This is a genomic window from Pantoea sp. FN0307 (genome assembly GCF_050113815.1).
GTDB classification, from domain to species: Bacteria; Pseudomonadota; Gammaproteobacteria; order Enterobacterales; family Enterobacteriaceae; genus Mixta; species Mixta alhagi.
In genome coordinates this window covers 62,173-84,438 of sequence record NZ_JBNJSO010000003.1, presented here as the reverse complement: position 1 = coordinate 84,438, position 22,266 = coordinate 62,173, and the positions used below count along the sequence as shown (strand labels likewise).

18 protein-coding genes are annotated in these 22,266 nt (G+C 54.1%); 9 read left to right on the top strand and 9 right to left on the bottom strand.

Annotation, left to right across the window (positions count from 1 at the left end; genetic code table 11):
• Positions 1–26 precede the first annotated feature (26 nt).
• Positions 27–1,001, top strand: coding sequence for a glyoxylate/hydroxypyruvate reductase GhrB (gene ghrB / locus ACQE3Z_RS10865; protein WP_426973800.1), 975 nt, complete (start codon positions 27–29; stop codon positions 999–1,001).
• A 51-nt stretch (positions 1,002–1,052) separates the two neighbouring features.
• Here ghrB and ACQE3Z_RS10860 read toward each other — a convergent pair whose 3' ends face one another.
• Positions 1,053–2,261 (bottom strand): aldose 1-epimerase family protein, encoded by a 1,209-nt coding sequence (locus ACQE3Z_RS10860; RefSeq protein WP_426973799.1) that lies wholly within the window; start codon positions 2,259–2,261, stop codon positions 1,053–1,055.
• Positions 2,262–2,575: 314 nt separating this feature from the next.
• On the opposite strand from ACQE3Z_RS10860, the gene ACQE3Z_RS10855 reads away from it, so the two are divergent.
• Entirely contained in the window at positions 2,576–3,832 is a 1,257-nt protein-coding gene (locus ACQE3Z_RS10855; protein WP_426973798.1) for a valine--pyruvate transaminase, read from the top strand.
• Between the two features lie 128 nt (positions 3,833–3,960).
• Positions 3,961–4,875 (top strand): EamA family transporter, encoded by a 915-nt coding sequence (locus ACQE3Z_RS10850; protein ID WP_426973797.1) that lies wholly within the window; start codon positions 3,961–3,963, stop codon positions 4,873–4,875.
• 57 nt (positions 4,876–4,932) lie between these two features.
• On the opposite strand, the gene ibpA is transcribed toward ACQE3Z_RS10850, so the two are convergent.
• A complete protein-coding gene (ibpA, locus tag ACQE3Z_RS10845; protein ID WP_085069121.1) occupies positions 4,933–5,349 on the bottom strand; it encodes a small heat shock chaperone IbpA in 417 nt (138 codons plus the stop codon).
• Between the two features lie 308 nt (positions 5,350–5,657).
• Here ibpA and ACQE3Z_RS10840 point away from each other — a divergent pair, with 308 nt between their 5' ends.
• On the top strand, positions 5,658–6,026 hold the full coding sequence (locus ACQE3Z_RS10840; RefSeq protein ID WP_426973796.1) for a YceK/YidQ family lipoprotein: 369 nt from the start codon (positions 5,658–5,660) through the stop codon (positions 6,024–6,026).
• Here ACQE3Z_RS10840 and ACQE3Z_RS10835 read toward each other — a convergent pair.
• The 6 genes from ACQE3Z_RS10835 to dnaA all read right to left on the bottom strand — a co-directional run bounded on the left by ACQE3Z_RS10835 (position 6,007) and on the right by dnaA (position 14,496).
• Positions 6,007–7,272 (bottom strand): DUF3748 domain-containing protein, encoded by a 1,266-nt coding sequence (locus tag ACQE3Z_RS10835; protein WP_426973795.1) that lies wholly within the window; start codon positions 7,270–7,272, stop codon positions 6,007–6,009. The genes ACQE3Z_RS10840 and ACQE3Z_RS10835 overlap by 20 nt on opposite strands.
• Positions 7,273–7,275: 3 nt before the next feature.
• On the bottom strand, positions 7,276–8,085 hold the full coding sequence (gene yidA / locus ACQE3Z_RS10830) for a sugar-phosphatase (protein ID WP_426973794.1): 810 nt from the start codon (positions 8,083–8,085) through the stop codon (positions 7,276–7,278).
• 145 nt (positions 8,086–8,230) lie between these two features.
• A complete protein-coding gene (gene gyrB, locus ACQE3Z_RS10825; RefSeq protein ID WP_426973793.1) occupies positions 8,231–10,639 on the bottom strand; it encodes a DNA topoisomerase (ATP-hydrolyzing) subunit B in 2,409 nt (802 codons plus the stop codon).
• Positions 10,640–10,656: 17 nt separating this feature from the next.
• Positions 10,657–11,742 carry a DNA replication/repair protein RecF gene (gene recF / locus ACQE3Z_RS10820; RefSeq protein ID WP_085069131.1) on the bottom strand — a complete coding sequence of 362 codons (1,086 nt, stop codon included), beginning with the start codon at positions 11,740–11,742 and terminating at the stop codon, positions 10,657–10,659.
• A gap of 248 nt (positions 11,743–11,990) precedes the next feature.
• A complete protein-coding gene (gene dnaN / locus ACQE3Z_RS10815) occupies positions 11,991–13,091 on the bottom strand; it encodes a DNA polymerase III subunit beta (RefSeq protein ID WP_085069133.1) in 1,101 nt (366 codons plus the stop codon).
• 4 nt (positions 13,092–13,095) lie between these two features.
• The gene (gene dnaA, locus ACQE3Z_RS10810; RefSeq protein ID WP_426973792.1) at positions 13,096–14,496 is read right to left on the bottom strand and encodes a chromosomal replication initiator protein DnaA; all 1,401 of its coding nucleotides are present in this window, start codon (positions 14,494–14,496) and stop codon (positions 13,096–13,098) included.
• A gap of 596 nt (positions 14,497–15,092) precedes the next feature.
• Between dnaA and rpmH the strand changes: the two genes are divergently transcribed.
• The 5 genes from rpmH to mnmE all read left to right on the top strand — a co-directional run bounded on the left by rpmH (position 15,093) and on the right by mnmE (position 18,959).
• Complete coding sequence (rpmH, locus tag ACQE3Z_RS10805) at positions 15,093–15,233, top strand: 50S ribosomal protein L34 (RefSeq protein ID WP_003849659.1); 141 nt, start codon at positions 15,093–15,095, stop codon at positions 15,231–15,233.
• A gap of 16 nt (positions 15,234–15,249) precedes the next feature.
• Positions 15,250–15,609: a ribonuclease P protein component gene (rnpA, locus tag ACQE3Z_RS10800; RefSeq protein ID WP_038629327.1), complete on the top strand. Its 360-nt coding sequence runs from the start codon at positions 15,250–15,252 to the stop codon at positions 15,607–15,609.
• Complete coding sequence (gene yidD, locus ACQE3Z_RS10795; RefSeq protein ID WP_085069137.1) at positions 15,573–15,830, top strand: membrane protein insertion efficiency factor YidD; 258 nt, start codon at positions 15,573–15,575, stop codon at positions 15,828–15,830. Before rnpA ends, yidD begins: the two co-directional genes overlap by 37 nt.
• A gap of 2 nt (positions 15,831–15,832) precedes the next feature.
• Complete coding sequence (gene yidC, locus ACQE3Z_RS10790) at positions 15,833–17,476, top strand: membrane protein insertase YidC (protein WP_426973791.1); 1,644 nt, start codon at positions 15,833–15,835, stop codon at positions 17,474–17,476.
• Positions 17,477–17,594: 118 nt separating this feature from the next.
• Positions 17,595–18,959, top strand: coding sequence for a tRNA uridine-5-carboxymethylaminomethyl(34) synthesis GTPase MnmE (gene mnmE, locus ACQE3Z_RS10785; RefSeq protein ID WP_426973790.1), 1,365 nt, complete (start codon positions 17,595–17,597; stop codon positions 18,957–18,959).
• A gap of 85 nt (positions 18,960–19,044) precedes the next feature.
• On the opposite strand, the gene ACQE3Z_RS10780 is transcribed toward mnmE, so the two are convergent.
• Positions 19,045–22,155 carry an autotransporter outer membrane beta-barrel domain-containing protein gene (locus tag ACQE3Z_RS10780; protein WP_426973789.1) on the bottom strand — a complete coding sequence of 1,037 codons (3,111 nt, stop codon included), beginning with the start codon at positions 22,153–22,155 and terminating at the stop codon, positions 19,045–19,047.
• Positions 22,156–22,266: the final 111 nt, after the last annotated feature.

Here is a 22,266-nt window from a genome sequence, read left to right as displayed (position 1 = left end):
CGCCTGACCGGCGGATGGAGTCTGATATGAAGCCTGAAGTGGTGTTGTACAAAACGTTGCCTGATGATTTACGTGCCCGTCTTGATGCGCACTTTACCGTAACCACCATTAAAGGCCTGACGCCGGAAATCGTAGATGAACATGCGGATCTGTTTGCCCGTGCGGAGGGCATTATCGGTTCCAGTTGTAATGTGGATGACGCGCTGCTGCAGAAAATGCCGAAGCTGCGCGCCGCCTCGACGATTTCCGTAGGCTATGACAATTTCGACGTTGATGCGTTGAACCAGCGCGGCATTGTGCTGATGCATACGCCAACCGTGCTGACGGAGACCGTCGCCGACACCATAATGGCATTAGTGTTAAGCAGCGCCCGTCGTGTGGTGGAAGTCGCCGGGCGGGTTAAGGCCGGTGAGTGGCAACGCAGCATCGGGCCGGACTGGTTTGGCATCGATGTGCACCACAAAAAGATGGGTATTCTGGGCATGGGCCGCATTGGCCTGGCGCTGGCGCAGCGCGCGCATCATGGCTTCGGCATGCCGATTCTGTATAACGCCCGCAGACATCATGAAGACGCTGAAACGCGCTTTAACGCGCAATATTGCGATCTTGATACACTGCTGCAGGAGTGCGATTTTCTGTGTATTAGCCTGCCGTTGACCGAACAAACGCACCATATGATTGGCCGGGAACAGTTGGCAAAAATGAAGCCGAGCGCCATTTTAATTAATGCGGGCCGTGGACCGGTAGTGGATGAGCAGGCGTTGATTGCGGCCCTGAAAGATAAAACCATTCATGCTGCCGGACTGGATGTGTTTGAACAGGAACCGCTGCCAGCCGATTCAGAACTGCTGAAACTGCCCAACGTCGTGGCGCTACCACATATTGGCTCTGCAACGCATGAAACCCGCTACGGCATGGCACGTGATGCGGTAGAAAACCTGATCGCCGCGCTGGCGGGCAAGGTGGAAAAGAACTGCGTTAATCCGCAGGTGCTGCGCTAAGCGAGCCGCTCCAGTAAAAGCGATCGCCCCATGCGATCGCTTGCAACATATTTATTCCACTGCCAGCGGTTTCTCTTCCAGCTGCGGTGCGTTATCGCCCTGTAACGTTTTAACCCGCTGCTCTACTTTTTGCACCGCCTGCGCATCTTTCAGCAGCGTATAGGTCAGGGTGAAGGCCTGAGTTTGCCCCGGCTGAAGCTGTTTTACCCGTCCCTGCTCTTTCTCAATGGTGACCGGATAGGCATAGTTGGTGCCGGGTTCAATACCGGTAACGTAACCCTGTTTCAGGGTATCGGTGTTTTTCCACAACGTCAGCAACGGCAGTTGATGGGTATCAAACTCAATGGCCGCGCCCTTATCGCCTTTACTGTTGATAACCGCCGCCACCGTTTTGCCTTGCGCATCTGCCAGCGGCATCAGGTTGAATACCATCTCATCAAATCCCCTGGTCGGCGCGTCGTAGGTGTTCCAGTTTTTCAGCCCCTGCTTCGCATAATCATTAAAGGGAGAGACACTTTTCACTGGCGCAATAAAGCGGGCATCTTTTTCCAGAATTGGCGTGCCGAAGTTGCTGTGATAGATGATTTGGTAATCCTGCGGATAGTCGCTTTGATTGGTCAACTCATCATGAATGGTAAAGCTGTCGCTGCCAGGGATATAGCGCAGCTCTGTCCAGGTGCTGAAGTTCGCTTTTTTAAAGGTGTGCTCTTTCAGCAGGCCGCGAATACGGATTGCATGTGGCGCATGATCATCAACAACGATCTCAACTCGTGATGCAGGCGTATTTCCCGCTTTGCCGTGCAGCGTATAGAGCATGCCGTCCTTGCTTACCGGATGACCGGTCCATTCAAAGCCGCAGCGCACCATCATTTCGTTAAAGCCATCAAGCCAGCCCAGGCCATTGCGGCTTTCCAGGTTGATATAAGCGGGATTGACCACCTCATCTACCGGCGAATCCCAGCCCATACGCACGCCGTGTCCGTTAACATGCAGCAGATTCATCCCGCGGCTGGGGCTAAGGGTGATAGTCAGCCCATTATCGCTGCGCAGGGTAATCACTTTTGTACCCTCCTGCTTGCCGCCATGCAGAACTTTTTGCTCAATGCTGAAGGGTTGCCCTTCCAGCTTCAGCTGTTGACTGCTGATAGACCAGTTGCCTTTATCCATGCCGCTTTCAGCATCCGTCAGCAACCATGACTGGGCCAGAACAGGTGTGGAAAACAGCATCGATACCGTCATTGCCGCCAGAGTTTTTTTCATTTTTTCATCCTTTAGCTGAATTGATTTAGCCAAACAGCCAGCAGGTTACAAACGGAAGATATGAAAAACAGTGATGACAGTCACCGACAGCGTTTTATCCGCTGTATCAGTCAAAAAATGAGATTGTTAACACATGTTTAGTGATTTTGTTGCAGTTAAGAGAATAAAAAATGTGATCTGTGCATGAAGCAACCTGATACGTTTCAGCTAACACCATCGGCTTCGTTGCTGTATCGGTCAGGTAAGCCGTTTGCATCGGCATTCACCTGACGGTAAGGTAGACCCACACTGCCTATCACAATTGATTTACAGCTATGAGCTTCTCTCTCTTCGGTGACAAATTTACCCGCCATACCGGCATTGCACGTTTAATGGAAGACATGGATGAAGGGTTGCGCACGCCTGGCGCGGTAATGCTTGGCGGCGGTAATCCGGCGCAGATCCCGGCAATGGATGATTATTTTCATCAGCTGCTGCTGCAGATGCACCAGGAGGGAAAACTCACCGAGGCGCTATGCAATTATGATGGCCCGCGCGGCAAAACGCTGCTGCTGGAGGCGCTGGCAGCGTTGCTGCGCGAAGAGCTGGGCTGGCAAATTTCACCCAAAAATATCGCCCTGACTAACGGCAGCCAGAGCGCCTTCTTCTATCTGTTTAATCTGTACGCCGGACGCCGTGCTGACGGCATCAAAAAGCGCGTTCTGTTTCCGCTGACGCCAGAATACCTGGGTTATGCCGACGCGGGACTGGATGAAGATCTGTTTATGGCCGCCCGGCCTAATATTGAACTGCTTCCGGAAGGCCAGTTTAAATATCACGTCGATTTCGACCATTTGTCAATTACCGATGAAGTGGGTCTGATTTGCGTTTCGCGCCCTACCAACCCTACCGGCAATGTCATTACCGATGAGGAGTTGCTGCATCTGGATATGCTGGCGCAGCAGCATGATATTCCCCTGTTGATTGATAACGCCTACGGTCTGCCTTTTCCCGGCATTATTTTCAGCGAGGCGCGTCCGCTGTGGAACCCCAATATTATTCTCTGCATGAGCCTGTCGAAACTGGGCCTGCCGGGCGCACGCTGCGGGATTATCGTGGCGGATGAAAAGGTAATTGACGCCATCAGTAATATGAACGGCATTATCAGCCTGGCACCGGGCAGCGTTGGCCCCGCCATCGCCACAGAAATGATCCAGCGCGGCGATCTGCTGCGGCTGTCGGAAACGGTTATCAAACCCTTCTACCAGCAACGGGTGCGGGAAACCATCAGCATCATTCGTCGCTATCTGCCGGAAGATCGCTGCCTGATCCATAAGCCGGAAGGCGCTATCTTCCTCTGGCTGTGGTTTAAGGACCTGCCCATCACCACCGAGCTGCTCTATCAGCGCCTGAAACAGCGGGGCGTGCTAATGGTGCCCGGCCACTTCTTTTTCCCTGGCCTGGCGCATGACTGGCCGCATATGCACCAGTGTATGCGCATGAACTATGTTCCGGATGGTGAGAAAATTGAGCGGGCCGTAAAAATTCTTGCTGAAGAGATGGATCGCGCCTGGAGTGAGCGGGCGCTGTAATAGCGGCCACCGCGCTCTACCTTATCAGCCATACCTCTCCCTTATGGCTACAAACTCTGTATAGCAAACAGTCAGCTATACGAGTAAGTTAATTAACAATTCATTAACTATGGATAGTGGGAGAGGCAATGTCCGTAAAAGATCTGTTGCTGGCACTTTGTGTTGTTGTCGCCTGGGGCGTTAACTTTGTAGTCATCAAAGTCGGGCTGCATGATATGCCGCCGTTTCTGCTGGCAGCCCTGCGCTTCGCGCTGGTCGCGCTGCCCGCTATCTTTTTTGTGCGTCCCCCTAAAGTTCCGCTGCGCTGGCTGGCACTCTACGGAATTACCATCAGCTTCGGACAGTTCGCCTTTCTGTTTTTAGCTATCAAGCTTGGCATGCCTGCCGGACTGGCTTCACTGGTGCTTCAGGCTCAGGCCTTTTTCACTCTACTGCTTGGCGCGCTGCTGCTGGCGGATAAACTGCGCTGGCATCATATTGCCGGCATGGTTATCGCTTCAGGCGGCATATTTTTGTTAGCCACGACCGCGCATGGCGTTCAGGCCGCCACCGGCGTGACGGTAACCACGATGTTACTGACGCTGGCCGCCGCGCTCTGTTGGGGCATGGGCAATATCACCAATAAGGTCATTATGCGTAACGGTAACGTACCCATTATGTCACTGGTGGTCTGGAGCGCCCTGATCCCCGTGGGGCCTTTTCTGCTTTGCTCATGGCTGTTCGAAGGTCAGGCTGCGATTATGCACAGCCTGGTGCATATCCAGCTACAAACGGTGCTGGCGTTGGTTTATCTGGCATTTATCGCCACTATTATAGGCTACGGCATTTGGGGCACGCTGCTGAGCCGTTATGAAACCTGGCGCGTAGCGCCGCTCTCGCTACTGGTGCCGGTGGTAGGCATTCTTAGCGCGGCGCTGCTGCTGGGAGAGACGCTCTCTATGCGTCAGATTGCTGGAGCCATGATCATTGTGGTCGGTCTGGTGGTTAATATTTTCGGCGGGCGCTTAACGCCGCTGCGTACGGTGCATGCGCAGCGTGATTAATGTTTTGCAGTGTGCAAATACAACAACGCCGCGTTTCCGCGGCGTCAGGTTTGCTTATTAGCTCAGGATTTCGATACGGCGTGGTTTCATCTCTTCCGGCACGATGCGTTCCAGATCGATGTACAACAAGCCGTTTTCCAGGCGGGCGTCGCGTACCACAATGTGATCAGCCAGCTGGAATTTACGTTCGAAATTACGTTCAGCAATCCCCTGATAGAGATATTTACGCTCGTTTTGATCTTCAGGATGTGCGCCACGCACAATCAACATATTGTCATGTGCGGTAATATCCAGTTCGTTCTGTGCGAAACCCGCTACGGCAATCGTGATGCGGTAATGGTTTTCCGCCACCAGCTCTACGTTGTACGGAGGGTAACCGCCGTTGCTTTGGTTCTGGTTAGACTCCAGCAGATTGAACAGGCGATCAAAACCAATAGATGAACGATAGAGCGGAGAAAGGTCAAAGTTACGCATAATACAAAGCTCCTGATTTTCAGCGAGTAGGTTAAACGTAGCCTTCCACGATGGACAGGCTATCTGGTCACGCTGGCAAACCCATTCGGCGAATGCCGCGCTGACCGTAATAAAAAAATGGGGATAGCTAACTATCTTTCAAGGGGGGTTTTGCGATTTTTTTAAGCAAACACCAGAGAATGTCATACACTCAGGGGAAAATGTCGTCATACATCCAGACGAGAGTCACCACAGAGTGACCGGGATTTTCCTCGTCGCAGATAATGAAACTCAGTCAGGCAATCTGCTATGGCTGAAGGGATAAAAAGATGAAAGCGATAATGAAATACCGTTTAGCAGGGCTTCTGGCCTGTAGCCTATTGGTCGGCACCTCCGGCTGCTCCAGCATGATGTCACACACCGGCGCCAGTCAGGGCTATTATCCCGGCACCCGCGCCAGCGCGGAAATGTTGACCGACGATCAAAGCAGCTGGGCGCTGAAGCCGCTGGCACTGGTGGATCTCCCTTTCTCAGCCGTGCTGGATACCCTCCTGCTGCCCTGGGACTATATGCACGCTGACGATAGTCCATCCATCGATTCACCGCGCGCGCGCGTTATAGAAGCAGAGAAGCTGGCGCATACCCAGGAACATCTGGCAGCAGCCGCGCCGTTGGCAATTAACTCAACGCAACCGTAAAAATTTGCCGGTAGCCGTCCAGGTCACGCATAAAGGCGACCTGGCGGCCATCGGGCGAAAACACCACCGCATCGCCTGAAGGCGGCGTTTCACTTCGTGGCGTCAGACGCCGCATCTTTCCGCTGTTGCGCTCGCACACCATTACGCTGTTATCGCAGATAAAAGCCAGCCGATCGCCATCGGGATGCCAGCTAAACGCTGACTGAATATCATGCTCACCGTGCGTGATCTGGCGCGGTTCGCCGTGGCTGGTCGGGATGCCCCATAGCTGTACCACGCCCTGGTCATCACGCATTAAACAGGCAATTTCACTGCCATCCGGCGCGCTACGTAGCCAGTGACGCGGGGTTATCGCCAGCCCAGGGAAACGGCGCTGATGCGTAAAGGTTAAGCGGCGTTGAACGACACCGCGTGGCGGCGCGGGCAAGCTGGTTTCGGTGCCTTCCAGCGGTGCATCGCCCGGCTGAGCGTAATCATTCAGCTTCTCCGGCAGATCGACAATAAATACTTCCGGCACCGTGCTGCCATCGATGGCCCGCGTATCGCCAATAAAAGCAAGCGCCCAGCGCTGACGACAGCCATCCGCCCGCAGATAGCCCTGCTGGCCGATCCAGCCTTCTTCATAAGCGCGATTGATCTCATCGCTGCCGGGCTTTGGCGTGGAGGTGGTTTTGCTGACCAGCACGCAAAAGTGGCTGCCATCATACTCACGCGGATGCTGTTTCACAGGACAAACCGCATGCAGCGGTACGGCAATCCCGACGTTACGCAAATCCTCTTTGCTGTCCCATTCGTGCATCACATGATCGTTATAGGTAAAGCTGATCCGGCTGCCGTCCGGGCTAAAAACGTGAACATGCGAGCCGCCGCGCAGCGCGCCGGGCGTGAAGGGCGGCGTAATATCACAGGCGTCCAGATTTTCCGCCTTGCCGTTTTGAATAATCACGCCACGGCGGTGATGAAAATCATAGCGCCAGCCTGCGTCCGGATGCTCCGGCCCATGAATGCAGGCATAGCGCGGCGGCATATCGGGGCTAACGGTAACCACGCCAACGTGAGCGCCGTCCCGAGCCTGATAGAGGATTTCCGTCGCCCCGCTGGCTACATTCACGCGCTCAATGGTTAAGCCGGTAAAAGAGGCACCGGAAGGGCGCACATCATAAGCCAGCCATTGACTGTCGGCGGTCCAGACGTTGGTATTGGTCAACTGATGATTGCGCGCCGCATGAGTTATCTGTTTTTCCATGGCTTACAGCACAAATTTTTCGATAGCGTGCGCCACGCCATCTTCCGCATTGGTTTTAGTGACAAACTGGCTAATAGCGATCACCGAGTCGATCGCATTGCCCATCGCCACGCCGGTACCTGCATATTCAATCATTGCCAGGTCGTTTTCCTGATCGCCGATAGCCATTACTTCATGCTGCGCCAGATGTAGCTGCTGCGCCAGCGCATGCACGCCGGTGCCTTTATTGACCTTCGGATGGAGGATTTCAAGATAATAAGGCGCGCTTTTCATGATGGTGTAATTCTGCTGCGCTTCTTGCGGCAGGCGGGCAATCGCCGCATCCAACAGTTCGGGATGATCGATCATCATCAGTTTCGGGAAGGTGAGCGAACGCGCCATCTCCTCTACCGCGCGATAGCGCACCGGAATGCCGGTTAAATACGCTTCATGAATGGTGTATTCGCTGATGTCTTTGTTCGGGGTATACAGCGAGGATTTATCCAGCGCCTGAAAATGCACGCCCAGCTCACGCGCCAGCTGTTCAAACTTCAGATAATCGTCAAACGAGAGGGTGGTTTCTGCGACGCAATCGCCATTTACCGCCCGCTGGACCAGCGCGCCGTTATTGGTGATGCAATACTGGCCTTCCTGCTGCAAATCCAGCTCCATCAGGTAGCGTTCCACGCCGATATAAGGACGTCCGGTGGTCAGCACGATATGCACGCCTTTATCACGCGCCTGCCCGATAGCCTGCTTAACGCGCGGCGTAATCTGGTGTTGGGGATTAAGCAGCGTGCCGTCCATATCAATTGCAATCAGTTTTATCGCCATAACGTCCTCGTTCGTTTTTCGGTTTGGTTTAATGCTAGCGCGATCCAGTTCACAATGACCAGTATGACGCAAACTTAGGACGCGCCAGATAAAAAAAACGCCAGTCACAAGGACTGGCGTCAGGCTGCTGAAAACGCTGAACCGGTTAAATGTCGATATTGGCCGCTTTCAAGGCGTTTTCTTCAATAAAGGCGCGGCGCGGCTCAACCGCATCGCCCATCAGCGTGGTAAACAGCTGATCGGCGGCAATCGCGTCTTTAATGGTTACGCGCAGCATGCGACGGCTATCCGGATCCATAGTGGTTTCCCACAGCTGCTCCGGGTTCATCTCGCCCAGACCTTTATAACGCTGTACTGACAGGCCGCGACGCGACTCTTTTACCAGCCACTCCAGCGCCTGTTCGAAGCTCTCTACCGGCTGACGACGTTCGCCGCGTTCGATATAGGCATCTTCTTCCAACAGACCGCGCAGTTTCATGCCCAGCGTACAGATTTTGCGATATTCCGGGCCCTGAATAAATTCGCTATCCAGCGGATAGTCAGTATCCACGCCGTGCGTACGCACACGCAGTACCGGCTCAAAAATATTCAGTTCGCGGTTTTCGCGTACGCTGGCAACATAGGTGCTGCCGTGCGTCTCTGTTTCATTCAGCCGGGCAACCAGCGTATCGATCCACTCGGTGACCGTCTGTTGGTTATCCAGGCTTTCCAGCGTCGGATGGTAAACCAGCGATTTAAGCAGCGCCATCGGGAAACGACGCTCCATACGCTTGATCATGCGCTGCGTGCTGTTGTACTCGGAAACCAGACTTTCCAGCGGCTCGCCGCCCAGCGCAGGGGCACTGGCGTTGGTATGGAGCGTTGCGCCATCCAGCGCAATGGCGATCTGATACTGATCCATCGCCTCATCATCTTTGATGTACTGCTCCTGCTTGCCTTTTTTCACCTTGTACAGCGGCGGTTGCGCAATATAAACGTGGCCGCGCTCGATGATTTCCGGCATCTGACGATAGAAGAAGGTCAACAGCAGCGTACGAATGTGCGAGCCGTCGACGTCCGCATCGGTCATGATAATGATGCTGTGATAACGCAGCTTGTCCGGGTTATATTCGTCACGGCCAATGCCGCAGCCCAGCGCAGTGATCAGCGTTGCCACTTCCTGCGAAGCGAGCATCTTATCGAAGCGCGCTTTCTCTACGTTCAGGATTTTACCCTTCAGCGGCAGAATCGCCTGGTTCTTACGGTTACGACCCTGCTTGGCTGAACCGCCTGCGGAGTCACCCTCCACCAGGTAAATTTCTGAGTGCGCCGGATCACGCTCCTGACAGTCGGCCAGTTTGCCCGGCAGACCGGCCAGATCAAGCGCGCCTTTACGACGGGTCATTTCACGTGCACGACGTGCCGCTTCGCGCGCGCGCGCCGCATCGATAATTTTGCCAACGACGATTTTCGCATCGGAGGGGTTTTCCAGCAGGTATTCCGCCAGCAGCTCGTTCATCTGCGATTCAACTGCCGATTTCACCTCGGAAGAGACCAGTTTATCTTTGGTCTGAGAGGAGAATTTCGGATCCGGCACCTTCACGGAGACTACCGCAATCAGGCCTTCACGTGCGTCGTCGCCGGTGGCGCTGACTTTCGCTTTCTTGCTGTAGCCTTCTTTATCCATATAGGCATTCAGCGTACGCGTCATCGCCGCACGAAAGCCCGCCAGGTGCGTACCGCCGTCGCGCTGCGGAATGTTGTTGGTGAAGCAGTAGATGTTTTCCTGGAAACCGTCGTTCCACTGCAGCGCCACTTCCACGCCGATGCCATCCTTCTCGGTAGAGAAGTAGAACACGTTGGGATGGATAGGCGTTTTGTTTTTGTTCAGGTATTCAACAAAGGCCTTGATACCGCCTTCGTAATGATAGTGATCGCTTTTATCCGTGCGTTTGTCTTCCAGACGGATAGACACGCCGGAGTTCAGGAACGACAGCTCGCGCAGACGCTTGGCCAGGATTTCATATTCGAATTCCACAACGTTGGTAAAGGTCTGATGGCTTGGCCAGAAACGCACGCGCGTACCGGTCAAATCGGTTTCGCCTGTGACCGCCAGCGGTGCCTGCGGCACGCCGTGCACATAGGTCTGCTGATGCACTTTACCTTCGCGACGAATGGTCAGTTCCAGCTTTTCAGAAAGCGCGTTAACTACCGAAACGCCCACGCCATGCAGGCCGCCGGAGACTTTGTAGGAGTTGTCATCAAACTTACCGCCCGCGTGCAGGACGGTCATGATCACTTCCGCTGCCGAAACGCCTTCCTCCGGGTGGATCCCGGTAGGAATGCCACGGCCATCATCCTGCACCGAAACGGAATTATCAGCATGGATGGTAACGGTGATCTCTTTACAGTGGCCTGCGAGCGCTTCGTCGATGGCGTTATCCACGACCTCGAATACCATGTGATGCAGACCGGTGCCGTCATCCGTATCGCCGATATACATTCCCGGGCGTTTGCGTACCGCATCAAGTCCTTTCAGGACTTTGATACTTGAGGAGTCATAAGAATTCGACATCAACGTTTCTCGCTCATTTAATCTTCAGGTTGAACCGCTATTTTACCCTGTTCTACGCGGAACATCTTGCCCTTTTCGTCAGTCATATCGATGACATGATCGGCACCAATAGCACTAACAAAAACCTGGGCATGCGTGGCTTTAAGCCGGTCCGCCAGCAGGCGGCGACGGCTCTCATCCAGCTCGGAGGCAAAATCATCGATCAGGTAGAGGCAGCGGCGTCCGTTTTGCCGGGTAAGAAACTCACCCTGGGCCAAACGCAGCGCGCACATCAGTAATTTCAGCTGTCCGCGAGACAGTAAATCTTCAACCGGCGTCCCCTCGGCGCGAATACGAAAATCGGCCTTATGGGGACCGCTGGCGGTATAGGTCAGCGCCCGGTCGCGCTCAAACTGCCGCTCCAGCAGTTCGGCGTAGTCGCTCTCTTTGTCCCAGCCGCGCTGAAAAGAGAAATCCAGCGCAAACTCCGGTAAAAACTGGCTGCAGGTGGCAGTAATATCCGCCGCTATCGCCGTGCTGTACTCCGCGCGCCAGCGGCTGATCTGTTCCGCCAGCGGCGCCAGTTCACGATCCCAGGGTTCAATTTGCTGGTAGCGCGACACCTGACGCAGCGCGGCATTACGCTGCTTGAGCAAGCGCTTCAGATTGCTCCACGCCAGAAAAAAGCCGGGCGTGTTGTGAAAACAGCCCCAGTCAACGTAGGCGCGACGGTATTTCGGCCCGCCGTTCAGCAGCGTAAAGCCCTCCGGCGTAATCAACTGCATCGGCAGCAGCTGCGCCAGCTCGGCAACTTTATGACCATCGCTGCCGTCAATACGCACCTTGCTGTCGCCGGCACGGTTTTTTGTCAGGCCCACCGCCGTTTCCCGCTCGGTGCCGTCAATCCGACCATGCAGGACAAACGCGTCCTGCTCATGGCGAATAATGCGGCCCGCCTGCAGACTGCGAAACGCGCGCCCGTGCCCCAGCGTGTAGATGGCCTCCAGCACGCTGGTTTTACCGCTGCCGTTTGCGCCAATCAAAAAATTGAAGCCCGGCGCCAGCGCCAGGTCGGCTTGCTCGATATTACGGAAGTCTTTAATCAGCAGGCGGGTTAAAGCCATGAAATAATCCAAAGAGATGGAGTGACAGCAGGCAGCCTTATCTCAAGGCTGACTTTGCTTAGCGCACAGGCAATAAGCAAAGGCTTACTTATCTACAGAATATGGGGATGATCCGGCATTTTACAAGGGCTGGAGCCGCTTTGGCAGCGGGAAAAACACGCTCTGAGCGAATTATTCCAGCCTCTGTTTCCTTGTGCCTGAACGGTTAATCTGGCCGCTGGATAACCTGCTCCAGCGCGCCGGGTTAACTAGAGACGCATCGGCATCACAACATACGCAGCGCTCTGGCTGGCCTCATCCTCAATCTGTACGCTGGAGACGGAGTCTGTCAGCAGCAGACGCACATTTTCGCATTTCAACGCGTTAAGCACGTCCAGCACATAGCTAACGTTAAAACCGATTTCCAGATCGCTGCCGCCGTAGGTAACGTCCAGAATCTCTTCCGCTTCTTCCTGCTCCGGATTGTTCGCCGTAATTTTCAGCTGGTTCTGGCTGATATAGAGTCGCACACCGCGGAATTTTTCATTGGATAAGATAGCGGCGCGCGCAAACGCCTGCTTCAGCAGATCGCAGCCCGCTTCCAGCGTTTTATCCGGGTTTTTCGGCAACACGCGACGATAGTCCGGGAAACGGCCATCAACCAGCTTGGAGGTAAAGATAAAATCGCCGACGTGCGCGCGAATATTGCTGCTGCCGATCTGGATTTGCAGCGGCGTATCGCCACCGTCCAGCAGGCGTACCAGCTCGGAAACCCCTTTACGCGGCACAATCACCGAATGATTCGGCAGCGACTGGCCGACCGGCATAGAGCAGACCGCCAGGCGATGGCCATCAGTCGCCACGGTGCGCAGCTCTTCCCCTTCGGTTTCAAACAGCATGCCGTTAAGGTAATAACGCACATCCTGATGCGCCATGGAGAACTGCGTCGCCTCAATCAGACGTTTCAGCGTCGCCTGCGGCAGGGTAAATTCAACATCGCTCTGCCAGTCATCAAGATTCGGGAAGTCGCTGGCAGGCAGCGTAGAGAGCGAAAAGCGGCTGCGCCCGGAGCGCACCAGCATTCTGTCGCCTTCCAGCACTACGCTGATCTCCGCGCCTTCCGGCAGGCCACGGCAAATATCTAAAAATTTACGCGCCGGTACGGTAGTAGCGCCCGGTTCGTGCGGCTGCGTTAATGCTACGCGCGCCACCATTTCCATTTCTAAATCAGTACCGGTCAGCAACAGACTGCCATCATTCACCTGCAGCAGCAGGTTGCCAAGGATGGGCAGCGTCGGACGGCCACCTAACGGACCGCTCACCTGCTGTAGCGGTTTAAGTAATTGCTCGCGTTCTACAATAAATTTCATAGCGTCAGGAAGATAATGTTCTGATTAAATTTGAAAAATCTTCTTTAATGTCGTGACTTTCTTCACGTAGCTGCTCGATTTTACGGCAGGCATGCAGCACGGTAGTATGGTCGCGACCCCCGAAAGCATCACCGATTTCCGGCAGGCTGTGGTTGGTAAGCTCTTTTGCCATCGCCATCGCCATCTGACGCGGACGCGCAACCGAGCGCGAACGACGTTTAGAGAGCAGATCGGCCACTTTGATTTTGTAATATTCCGCCACCGTTTTTTGGATATTGTCGATGGTGACCAGCTTTTCCTGCAGCGCCAGCAGATCGCGCAGCGCTTCGCGCACAAAATCAATGGTAATGGCGCGGCCGGTAAAGTTGGCGTTGGCAATCACACGGTTCAGCGCCCCTTCCAGCTCACGCACGTTAGAGCGCAGGCGCTTGGCAATAAAGAAGGCGACCTCGCCCGGCAGACGAATATCGTTTTCATCCGCCTTTTTCATCAGGATCGCGACGCGCGTTTCCAGTTCCGGCGGTTCGATGGCAACCGTCAGGCCCCAGCCAAAGCGTGATTTCAGGCGATCTTCCACACCATTGATCTCTTTGGGATAGCGGTCTGAGGTTAAAATAATTTGCTGATTCCCTTCCAGCAGCGCATTGAAGGTATGAAAAAACTCTTCCTGCGAACGCTCTTTATTGGCAAAGAACTGAATATCATCGATAAGCAGCGCATCCACCGAACGGTAATAGCGTTTGAACTCTTCGATCGCGTTATTCTGCAACGCTTTTACCATGTCCTGCACAAAACGCTCTGAATGCATGTAAACCACTTTTGCATTGGGTTTACGGGCAATGATGCCGTTGCCGACCGCATGTAACAGGTGGGTTTTACCAAGGCCGGTGCCGCCATACAGAAAGAGCGGGTTATAGGCGCCGCCGGGGTTATCGGCAACCTGACGCGCCGCCGCGCGCGCCAACTGGTTCGACTTACCTTCGACGAAGTTATCAAAGTTATGTTTGGCGTTAACGTTTGAGCGCCAGGAGCGCTCAGCGGGCGCAGGCACGCTGTCCCAACTGGGACGTGCCGCTGGCGCCGTTGGCGGTATGCTTGCCATCAATGGCGCCGCCACGCTGGCGCTGGTCATGCTCGCCTGCGGCATCGTCTGTACCACCGGCTTGCTGCCCACCTCAAAACGCAGCTGCGGCGCTTCGGTGCCACAGAAGTCATTAAGCAGAGCATTGATATTATGGAGATATTTATCTCTTACCCAGTCGAGTACGAACCGATTCGGGGCATATAAGGCCAGCGTATTGTCGTTCAGTTCAGCCTGTAGCGGACGGATCCACATGCTGAATTCAGTGGCAGGTAGCTCATCCTGCAAACGGGCAAGACACTGTTGCCAAAGCGAAAGTGACACGGCGGACTCCACTCGAACAAAATCGATAAGAAAATAGGCGCTGAAACAGATCAATCATCATTGTTGACGTATGCCAGTGACAGACATACGAACCGCTGTCCGCGGTTGCTCCGATCCCGATCGCAGAGAGGATCGTTAGCGGAAGGGCGGATCATAGCGCAAAGCGAGACAGAGATCTTCACTTTCTACACAGTTTTGATCCATTTTATCCACAGGCATTAAACGAGGCTAAGTTTACTCCAGGCTGAGTGAAACACATGCCGGGATCGCGCTCCTTAATGCAAATTTCTGGCAACCGTCACGTTATTATCGCAACGTTACTGCAAACGATCGGCAGAAGATCCCGTGCGATCCTTGCGCTTTATTATGGACTCCGTATAATTCTCGTCCCGGCGTGATGCGCCTTGTCGATTTCGACAGGATTTGCAGGTCGATTCGGGCAGCAGGCGCGCGCAATAAGCGAAGTAAATTGACTCGGGACTGTACAATTATTACAATCCCGCCTCTTTATTAAAGATACACTGAGGCGTCGGTCGTTTTACTGAAACGGGTACGCGTCACCACGTGAAATTTTTCAAGTTTAGGTAGAAATCGCCATGAAACGCACTTTTCAACCGTCCGTACTGAAGCGCAACCGTTCTCACGGCTTCCGTGCTCGTATGGCAACTAAAAATGGTCGTCAGGTTCTGGCACGTCGTCGTGCTAAAGGCCGTTCTCGTCTGACCGTTTCCAAGTAATAAAGCTAACCCATAAGTGGTTAAGCTCGCATTTCCCAGGGAGTTACGTTTGCTAACTCCCACTCATTTCACTTTCGTCTTCCAGCAGCCACAACGGGCTGGCACGCCGCAAATTACCATACTCGGCCGCCTTAATTCGCTGGGGCATCCCCGTATCGGTCTTACCGTCGCGAAAAAAAATGTTAAGCGTGCGCATGAGCGTAACCGGATCAAGCGATTGACCCGCGAAAGCTTTCGCCTACGCCAACACGAACTCCCTGCAATGGATTTTGTGGTCGTGGCCAAGAAAGGGGTCGCTGACCTCGATAACCGTGCGCTAATGGAAGCGTTGGAGAAATTATGGCGTCGTCACTGTCGCCTGGCGCGCGGCTCCTGATTGGGCTGATCCGCGTTTATCAACGCGTCATTAGCCCTCTTTTGGGACCACACTGCCGTTTTAACCCGACCTGCTCGCAATATGGAGTTGAAGCATTGCGCAGGTTCGGAATGATAAAAGGCAGTTGGTTGACGGTTAAACGCGTATTAAAATGCCACCCTTTAAACCCGGGTGGTGACGATCCGGTGCCGCCAAAAACCGACGATAACAGAGAACATTAACGATGGATTCGCAACGCAATCTTTTTCTCATCGCTTTTCTGTTCGTGTCTTTCATGATCTGGCAAGCCTGGCAAACGGACCACGCTCCGCAGCCGCAGCAGACTCAGACCACGCAAAACACGACAGTAGCCGGTGATGCCGCTAACCAGGGTGTGCCTGCCAGCGGTCAGGGCAAAACGATCACCGTTAAGACTGATGTCCTGTCTTTGCACATCAACACCCGTGGTGGCGATGTGGAACAGGCGCAGCTGCTGACTTACCCGGATAAACTGGGCTCTTCTCAGCCTTTCCAACTGCTGGAAACCACTCCTGCCTTCCTGTACCAGGCGCAGAGTGGCCTGACCGGCAGAAACGGGCCGGATAATCCAAATAACGGCGCGCGTCCGCTGTATAACACCACTCAGGATAGCTTCCAGCTCACTGACGGTCAGAGCGAACTGCGTATCCCGATGACCTTCACCGCAGAGAACGGCGTTGTTTATACCAAGACGTTTGTGCTGAAGCGCGGCGAGTATGCCATCAACGTTGAGTATCAGATCAACAACACCTCACAGCAGCCGCTGGAAGTGGCGATGTTTGGTCAGCTGAAGCAGACGATTGAACTGCCGAAGCATCGTGATACCGGCAGCAATAACTTTGCTTTGCATACTTTCCGTGGCGCGGCGTACTCCACCAGCGACAGTAAATATGAGAAGTACAATTTCGACACTATCGCGGACAACGAAAACCTGAGCGCTACTACCACCAACGGCTGGGTTGCCATGCTGCAGCAATATTTTGCGACCGCATGGGTACCGCGTACCGCCGGTGCGAATACGCTCTATACCAGCAACCTGGGCAATGGCCTGGCGGCAGTAGGCTATAAATCCGCGCCAGTAGCGGTTGCGCCAGGCAGCCAGCAGACGCTGGCCGCTACGCTGTGGGTTGGCCCGGAAATTCAGGACAAAATGGCGGCGATTGCTCCCCATCTTGACCTGACCGTTGACTACGGCTGGCTGTGGTTTATCTCTCAGCCGCTGTTTAAGCTGCTGAAGTTCCTGCACAGCTTTATCGGTAACTGGGGCTTCTCGATTATCGTTATCACCTTTATCGTACGCGGCATCATGTACCCGCTGACCAAAGCGCAGTACACCTCGATGGCGAAGATGCGCATGCTGCAGCCGAAAATTCAGGCGATGCGTGAGCGTTTAGGTGACGACAAGCAGCGTATGAGTCAGGAAATGATGGCGCTGTATAAGTCAGAGAAGGTTAACCCGCTGGGCGGCTGTCTGCCTCTGGTTATCCAGATGCCGATCTTCCTTGCGCTTTATTACATGCTGATGGGCTCGGTAGAGCTGCGTCATGCGCCGTTCGCATTGTGGATCCATGACCTCTCTGCACAGGACCCGTACTATATTCTGCCGATCCTGATGGGCGTAACGATGTTCTTCATTCAGAAGATGTCGCCAACCACCGTCACCGATCCGATGCAGCAGAAGATCATGACCTTTATGCCGGTCATCTTTACGGTGTTCTTCCTGTGGTTCCCGTCAGGTCTGGTGCTGTACTACATCGTCAGCAACCTGGTAACCATTATCCAGCAGCAGGTGATTTACCGCGGGCTGGAAAAACGTGGTCTGCACAGCCGCGACAAGACGAAAGCGTAACGGCCTGAATTAATTCAGTTTCAGGCAGTACCTAACAGGGGCGGATTTTACCGCCCCTGTTTATTTGTTGCCGTCCGGTCATCATAATGAATGTTATTACCGTATTGAGAGAGTTTCCATGAGCCACAGCGATACCATTGTCGCCCAGGCCACACCGCCAGGACGTGGCGGCGTGGGTATTCTGCGTATTTCCGGCAGCAAAGCGGCAGAGGTTGCCCAACAGCTGTTGGGTAAACTGCCGAAACCGCGCTACGCTGATTATCTGCCGTTTAAGGCCGCAGATGGCAGCACGCTCGATCAGGGCATTGCGCTCTGGTTCCCCGGCCCCCACTCCTTTACCGGTGAAGATGTACTGGAGCTACAGGGGCATGGCGGCCCGGTTATCCTCGATCTGCTGTTAAAACGCATTGCTGCGTTGCCCGGCGTGCGCATCGCCAATCCTGGCGAATTCTCTGAACGCGCGTTTCTGAACGACAAGCTGGACCTGGCGCAGGCCGAGGCAATAGCCGACCTGATTGATGCCAGTTCAGAACAGGCTGCCCGCTCGGCGTTGAATTCCTTACAGGGCGCTTTTTCCACGCGTGTTAATCATCTTGTGGAAGCACTTACTCACCTGCGAATCTATGTAGAAGCGGCTATCGACTTCCCGGACGAAGAGATTGATTTCCTTTCCGATGGAAAAATTGAAGCGCAGCTAAACGCCGTGATGCAGGACCTGAACGCGGTACGTGCGGAAGCGCGCCAGGGCAGCCTGCTGCGTGAAGGGATGAAGGTGGTGATTGCCGGGCGTCCTAATGCCGGTAAATCGAGCCTGTTAAATGCGCTGGCCGGACGCGAAGCCGCTATCGTGACCGATATTGCCGGCACCACGCGTGACGTGCTGCGCGAACATATCCATATCGATGGGATGCCGCTGCACATCATTGATACCGCCGGTTTACGCGATGCCAGCGATGAAGTGGAACGTATCGGTATTGAGCGGGCATGGCAGGAGATTGAACAGGCGGATCGCGTTTTGTTTATGGTAGATGGCACAACCACCGAGGCTACCGAGCCTGCGGCGATCTGGCCCGATTTTATTGCCCGTCTGCCATCGTCGCTACCGATTACCATAGTACGCAATAAGGCTGATGTAACCGGCGAAATCCTGGGCCTGACAGAAGTAAATGGTCACTCACTTATTCGCCTTTCCGCCCGTACTGGTGAAGGGGTTGATGTGCTGCGCGATCACCTGAAACAGAGCATGGGCTTTAACGATAATATGGAAGGTGGTTTCCTGGCACGCCGCCGTCATCTCCAGGCTCTGGAGATAGCGGATACTCACTTACAGCAGGGCAAAGCACAGCTGCTGGGTGCCTGGGCGGGCGAGCTGCTGGCGGAGGAGCTGCGTCTGGCACAACAGGCGCTGAGTGAAATCACCGGCGAGTTTACCTCTGACGATCTGCTGGGCCGCATCTTCTCCAGCTTCTGTATAGGTAAATAAGCGCGCCGCTGAAGGTAGCCAGAACTCAGTAACCAAAAAGAGGCCGACGCAGTAACCTGCCCGGCCTCTTGTTATGGCAACATCATCAGAAGCTATACTTTGCGCCCAGCATCAGGCTGGCGTCCTGATAGTGATAACGCCCCTGCTGCAAGGCAATGCTGCCGTTAAGCTGTAAGTTATCACTCACTTTCCCTTCTACGCCGGTTTTAAGCTCCGCCACATTGCGCCCGCTGTTTTGCTGTACCTTGAGCTGATTCAGCCTCACCTGATAAGGATCGCTGTTACGCAGCCAGTTAAGCTCAACATAGGGCCTCAGATCGCTTTCGCCGGGCTGTTTTGATTCCGTTATCCAGCCACGCATCCCAATGCGGCTGATAAAATTATTATTTTTATTGGTGATGCGGGTACCGTTCTGCTCCGTTAAACGTACGGATTTCAGGCCGTTGAAAATAAGCTGCGCATGCGGTTGCAAGTAAAAAGCGTAGCGACGTTGGTTATCGCCCTGCCGCTCCAGCGCCTTCCATGCATACCCACCTTCCAGCGAAGCGCTAATACCCTGCATATGGTAGTTTTCAGTTCGCAGCCCTTCTCCCGCCACATTGCCGGTAAACCAGTTATATTGCAGCCAGCTATCCAGCCACAGTCCGCTATCGCTGTTCTGGTCAGCAAACCAGGTGGCATATGCGCCCAGACTGTAGCCGGAAATAGCGCTATTCGCGGTGTAGCCGCTCAGGGTTGAACGGATATTGGTCGCCTGACGGCCATAGCCCAGCATCGGCCCAATATGCAGTCGTCCCGTATCTGCCGTCATCTGCCAGAGATCGCCGCCTAACTGTACGCTATAGCGATTGCCCTGCGCTTCCAGCGTATCCGCGCTGTAAGCACGATTGTGGCCTGCGGTCTGACGTAGCCACAGGCTGCTGCCGCGTTGCTGGTCGCTCTCGCTCAGGCTGCGGTTACCCAGACGATCGTAAAGACTAAGATTAAATAAGGTGGCGGCGGCTGCGCTGTTAGCGATATAACCGCCTACTTCAGGGCGAAACACCGGCGCTTTATCAGCAGCATGGTTCATGAGATACCAGTTACCGGCACTGGCACCTGTGCCCCGCCCCAGCTGATACTCGTAAGCACCGGCAACAACTCTTCCCTGTTGTACAAACTCACCGGCAGACAAACCGTTAACCTCAATCAGCTTAATTCCATGAAGTGTTTTAGCGCCGACGCCGCCCGCGTTAAGCACCCTGACCTGGGTTGATCCCGAGGTATTACCCTGGACGATCAGCCTGTTGGTCGCTGAGCTATCGTTCCCCAGACGCGTATTAAAAATCAGCGCGCCGTTATTACCAGCATAGTTACCGGCGACAACCAGATCATGGTTAACAACGCCCTGTTTAAAGGCCACGGTGCCCTGATTGATAATATTCTGTACTGAAGAGGCGCGCGGTATGCGCCAGAGGCTCTGAGAATAAACGGCGATATCCGCATTATTAACCGCGCCGGTAAGCTGTGATTGATCCCGTAATATCAGCGAGGCGGTGCTGCCGGGATCGACCTTTACATCACCATTCAGCAGGGTTCTGTTGCTTGCTTCCAGTTCAACATGGGAAGCGGTAACGGTGCCTTTTTTGGCGTCGTTAACCGTAACCACCTTTAACAACTGTTGGTTGCCGCCCTGCAAATAAGCGCCATTGCTGGCCTGCATGTGAAGACGGGCCGCCTTGACGTTGATCGCTTCCTGCTTCACGCCGATCAGCCTGACGTTATCCAGCCGAACCTGACTAAGCTGCGTTGAAGAACCACTGCTGGCGGTAGCCTCGCTTTTCACTGTCAGCACTGGCGCATTTCCTGCGCTGATTAGGGTACTATTATCAATGTTAAGGCTGGCTGCCTGCGTGAACAAAGCGCTGGCATCCTTGCCGTGCGTCATCACCTTTATTCTGCTGCCCTGTACCCTCGCCTGGCTAAAAGCCCCAATACCGGAAGCGGAAGCGCCCTGAGTAGTAATTGTACTGTTGGCGATATCAAGCTGACCGCCCCTGGCGCTGATAGCGCCCCAGCCACGTTCGCCGCTGGTTTTAATAGAGAGATTTTTACCGGCCACCTGGTTTGTTGTATAGATAGCGTAGCTTCCGACGCCGGAGGTGGTTAACGTCACGTTCTTCGCCTTCGCTGTTCCCGCCAGCGCATTCAACGCAATAGAGGCATCGCCAGAAGTTTTCAGCGAAGCATTACTGATCGTTAACTGCGTGTCCTGATTCGGTAGCCAGACGGCATCAGCGTATTTACCAAAAGTGGTATAGCTGCCGCCGTCAGCAATCACGCTGGCGTTCTGATTAATATCTAATGCCCGAACATTATCGCCGGTGGCAATCACATCAACGTTATTCAGCGTCGACAGAGAATTACGAATCAGCAGAGCGTACTCATTTTCAACCTGGATATAACTGTTTGCCAGTGTTGTGCGGGTCAAAGGCCCCCAGTCGCCAATACGTACGCCGCCGCTTTGGCCTTTGGCGATGATGGTTACCCCGTCGGCAATCAATTCGCCAAGATTTTGTTGGATGCCGTAGCTCACCGAACCACCGTCAAGATTAAACTGACTATTGGTAATTCTGGCCGTCGCGTCCGCGCCGTTTAACGTCACGCCTGCCGAAACGGACTTGCCCTTCACATTGACATTTAATCCATCGGCGATCAGAGAGGAGTTATCACGTACCTCGACGCCGTAACCGTTGGTTCCGGACAGCGTAATATCGGTATTCCTGATATTCACTACCGAGCGACCATTGGCAACCACACCATGGGAGCCGCTTTGCCAGGTGCGAATACTGCTGTTAGCCATATCAAGATAACCTGATGAGACATTAAGCGCGGGATAAGCTGCGGCGTTATTTTCAAAGCTGGCCCCGTTGATGGTCAGCGTGCCCTTGTTTTCCACCAGAGCCGCTGAGGTGGCTTCGCTATAAAAGCGCAAAGCAGGGTTAACGACCAGTTCGCTGCCGGCACCAGAGACATGCAGCGGATATGTTCCCGGCTCATACGTGGCGTAACCTGAGGTGACATCTGTGCGGTGCCCGCTGTTTTCATGCCAGGGTGAAACGCTGCTGGCTGAAAAAGGCAGTAGTGTGAGCAGCAGGCAAACATTGCCAGTGCCATCACCGATAAAAGGAAAGCAACGCAAATAATTTCTGCTCATAGTCATTCCTTTGTGTTTTTCCATATATTAAAAAGCCATTAAAAATGCGTCTTTTTCAAACGATAGCGATCTTCGCGCCTGGCAATAATAAAAGTCAAGCCACTATTTCTT

What these genes read in the sequence shown, in the direction of transcription:
- yidD (WP_085069137.1), top strand. Translation starts at nt 15,573, where the DNA reads ATGGCGTCGTCACTGTCGCCTGGCGCGCGGCTCCTGATTGGGCTGATC.
- yidC (WP_426973791.1), top strand. Translation starts at nt 15,833, where the DNA reads ATGGATTCGCAACGCAATCTTTTTCTCATCGCTTTTCTGTTCGTGTCT.
- gyrB (WP_426973793.1), bottom strand. Translation starts at nt 10,639, where the DNA reads ATGTCGAATTCTTATGACTCCTCAAGTATCAAAGTCCTGAAAGGACTT.
- mnmE (WP_426973790.1), top strand. Translation starts at nt 17,595, where the DNA reads ATGAGCCACAGCGATACCATTGTCGCCCAGGCCACACCGCCAGGACGT.
- ACQE3Z_RS10860 (WP_426973799.1), bottom strand. Translation starts at nt 2,261, where the DNA reads ATGAAAAAAACTCTGGCGGCAATGACGGTATCGATGCTGTTTTCCACA.
- recF (WP_085069131.1), bottom strand. Translation starts at nt 11,742, where the DNA reads ATGGCTTTAACCCGCCTGCTGATTAAAGACTTCCGTAATATCGAGCAA.
- ACQE3Z_RS10850 (WP_426973797.1), top strand. Translation starts at nt 3,961, where the DNA reads ATGTCCGTAAAAGATCTGTTGCTGGCACTTTGTGTTGTTGTCGCCTGG.
- dnaN (WP_085069133.1), bottom strand. Translation starts at nt 13,091, where the DNA reads ATGAAATTTATTGTAGAACGCGAGCAATTACTTAAACCGCTACAGCAG.
- ACQE3Z_RS10780 (WP_426973789.1), bottom strand. Translation starts at nt 22,155, where the DNA reads ATGAGCAGAAATTATTTGCGTTGCTTTCCTTTTATCGGTGATGGCACT.
- rpmH (WP_003849659.1), top strand. Translation starts at nt 15,093, where the DNA reads ATGAAACGCACTTTTCAACCGTCCGTACTGAAGCGCAACCGTTCTCAC.
- ibpA (WP_085069121.1), bottom strand. Translation starts at nt 5,349, where the DNA reads ATGCGTAACTTTGACCTTTCTCCGCTCTATCGTTCATCTATTGGTTTT.
- ACQE3Z_RS10840 (WP_426973796.1), top strand. Translation starts at nt 5,658, where the DNA reads ATGAAAGCGATAATGAAATACCGTTTAGCAGGGCTTCTGGCCTGTAGC.
- yidA (WP_426973794.1), bottom strand. Translation starts at nt 8,085, where the DNA reads ATGGCGATAAAACTGATTGCAATTGATATGGACGGCACGCTGCTTAAT.
- ACQE3Z_RS10835 (WP_426973795.1), bottom strand. Translation starts at nt 7,272, where the DNA reads ATGGAAAAACAGATAACTCATGCGGCGCGCAATCATCAGTTGACCAAT.
- ghrB (WP_426973800.1), top strand. Translation starts at nt 27, where the DNA reads ATGAAGCCTGAAGTGGTGTTGTACAAAACGTTGCCTGATGATTTACGT.
- ACQE3Z_RS10855 (WP_426973798.1), top strand. Translation starts at nt 2,576, where the DNA reads ATGAGCTTCTCTCTCTTCGGTGACAAATTTACCCGCCATACCGGCATT.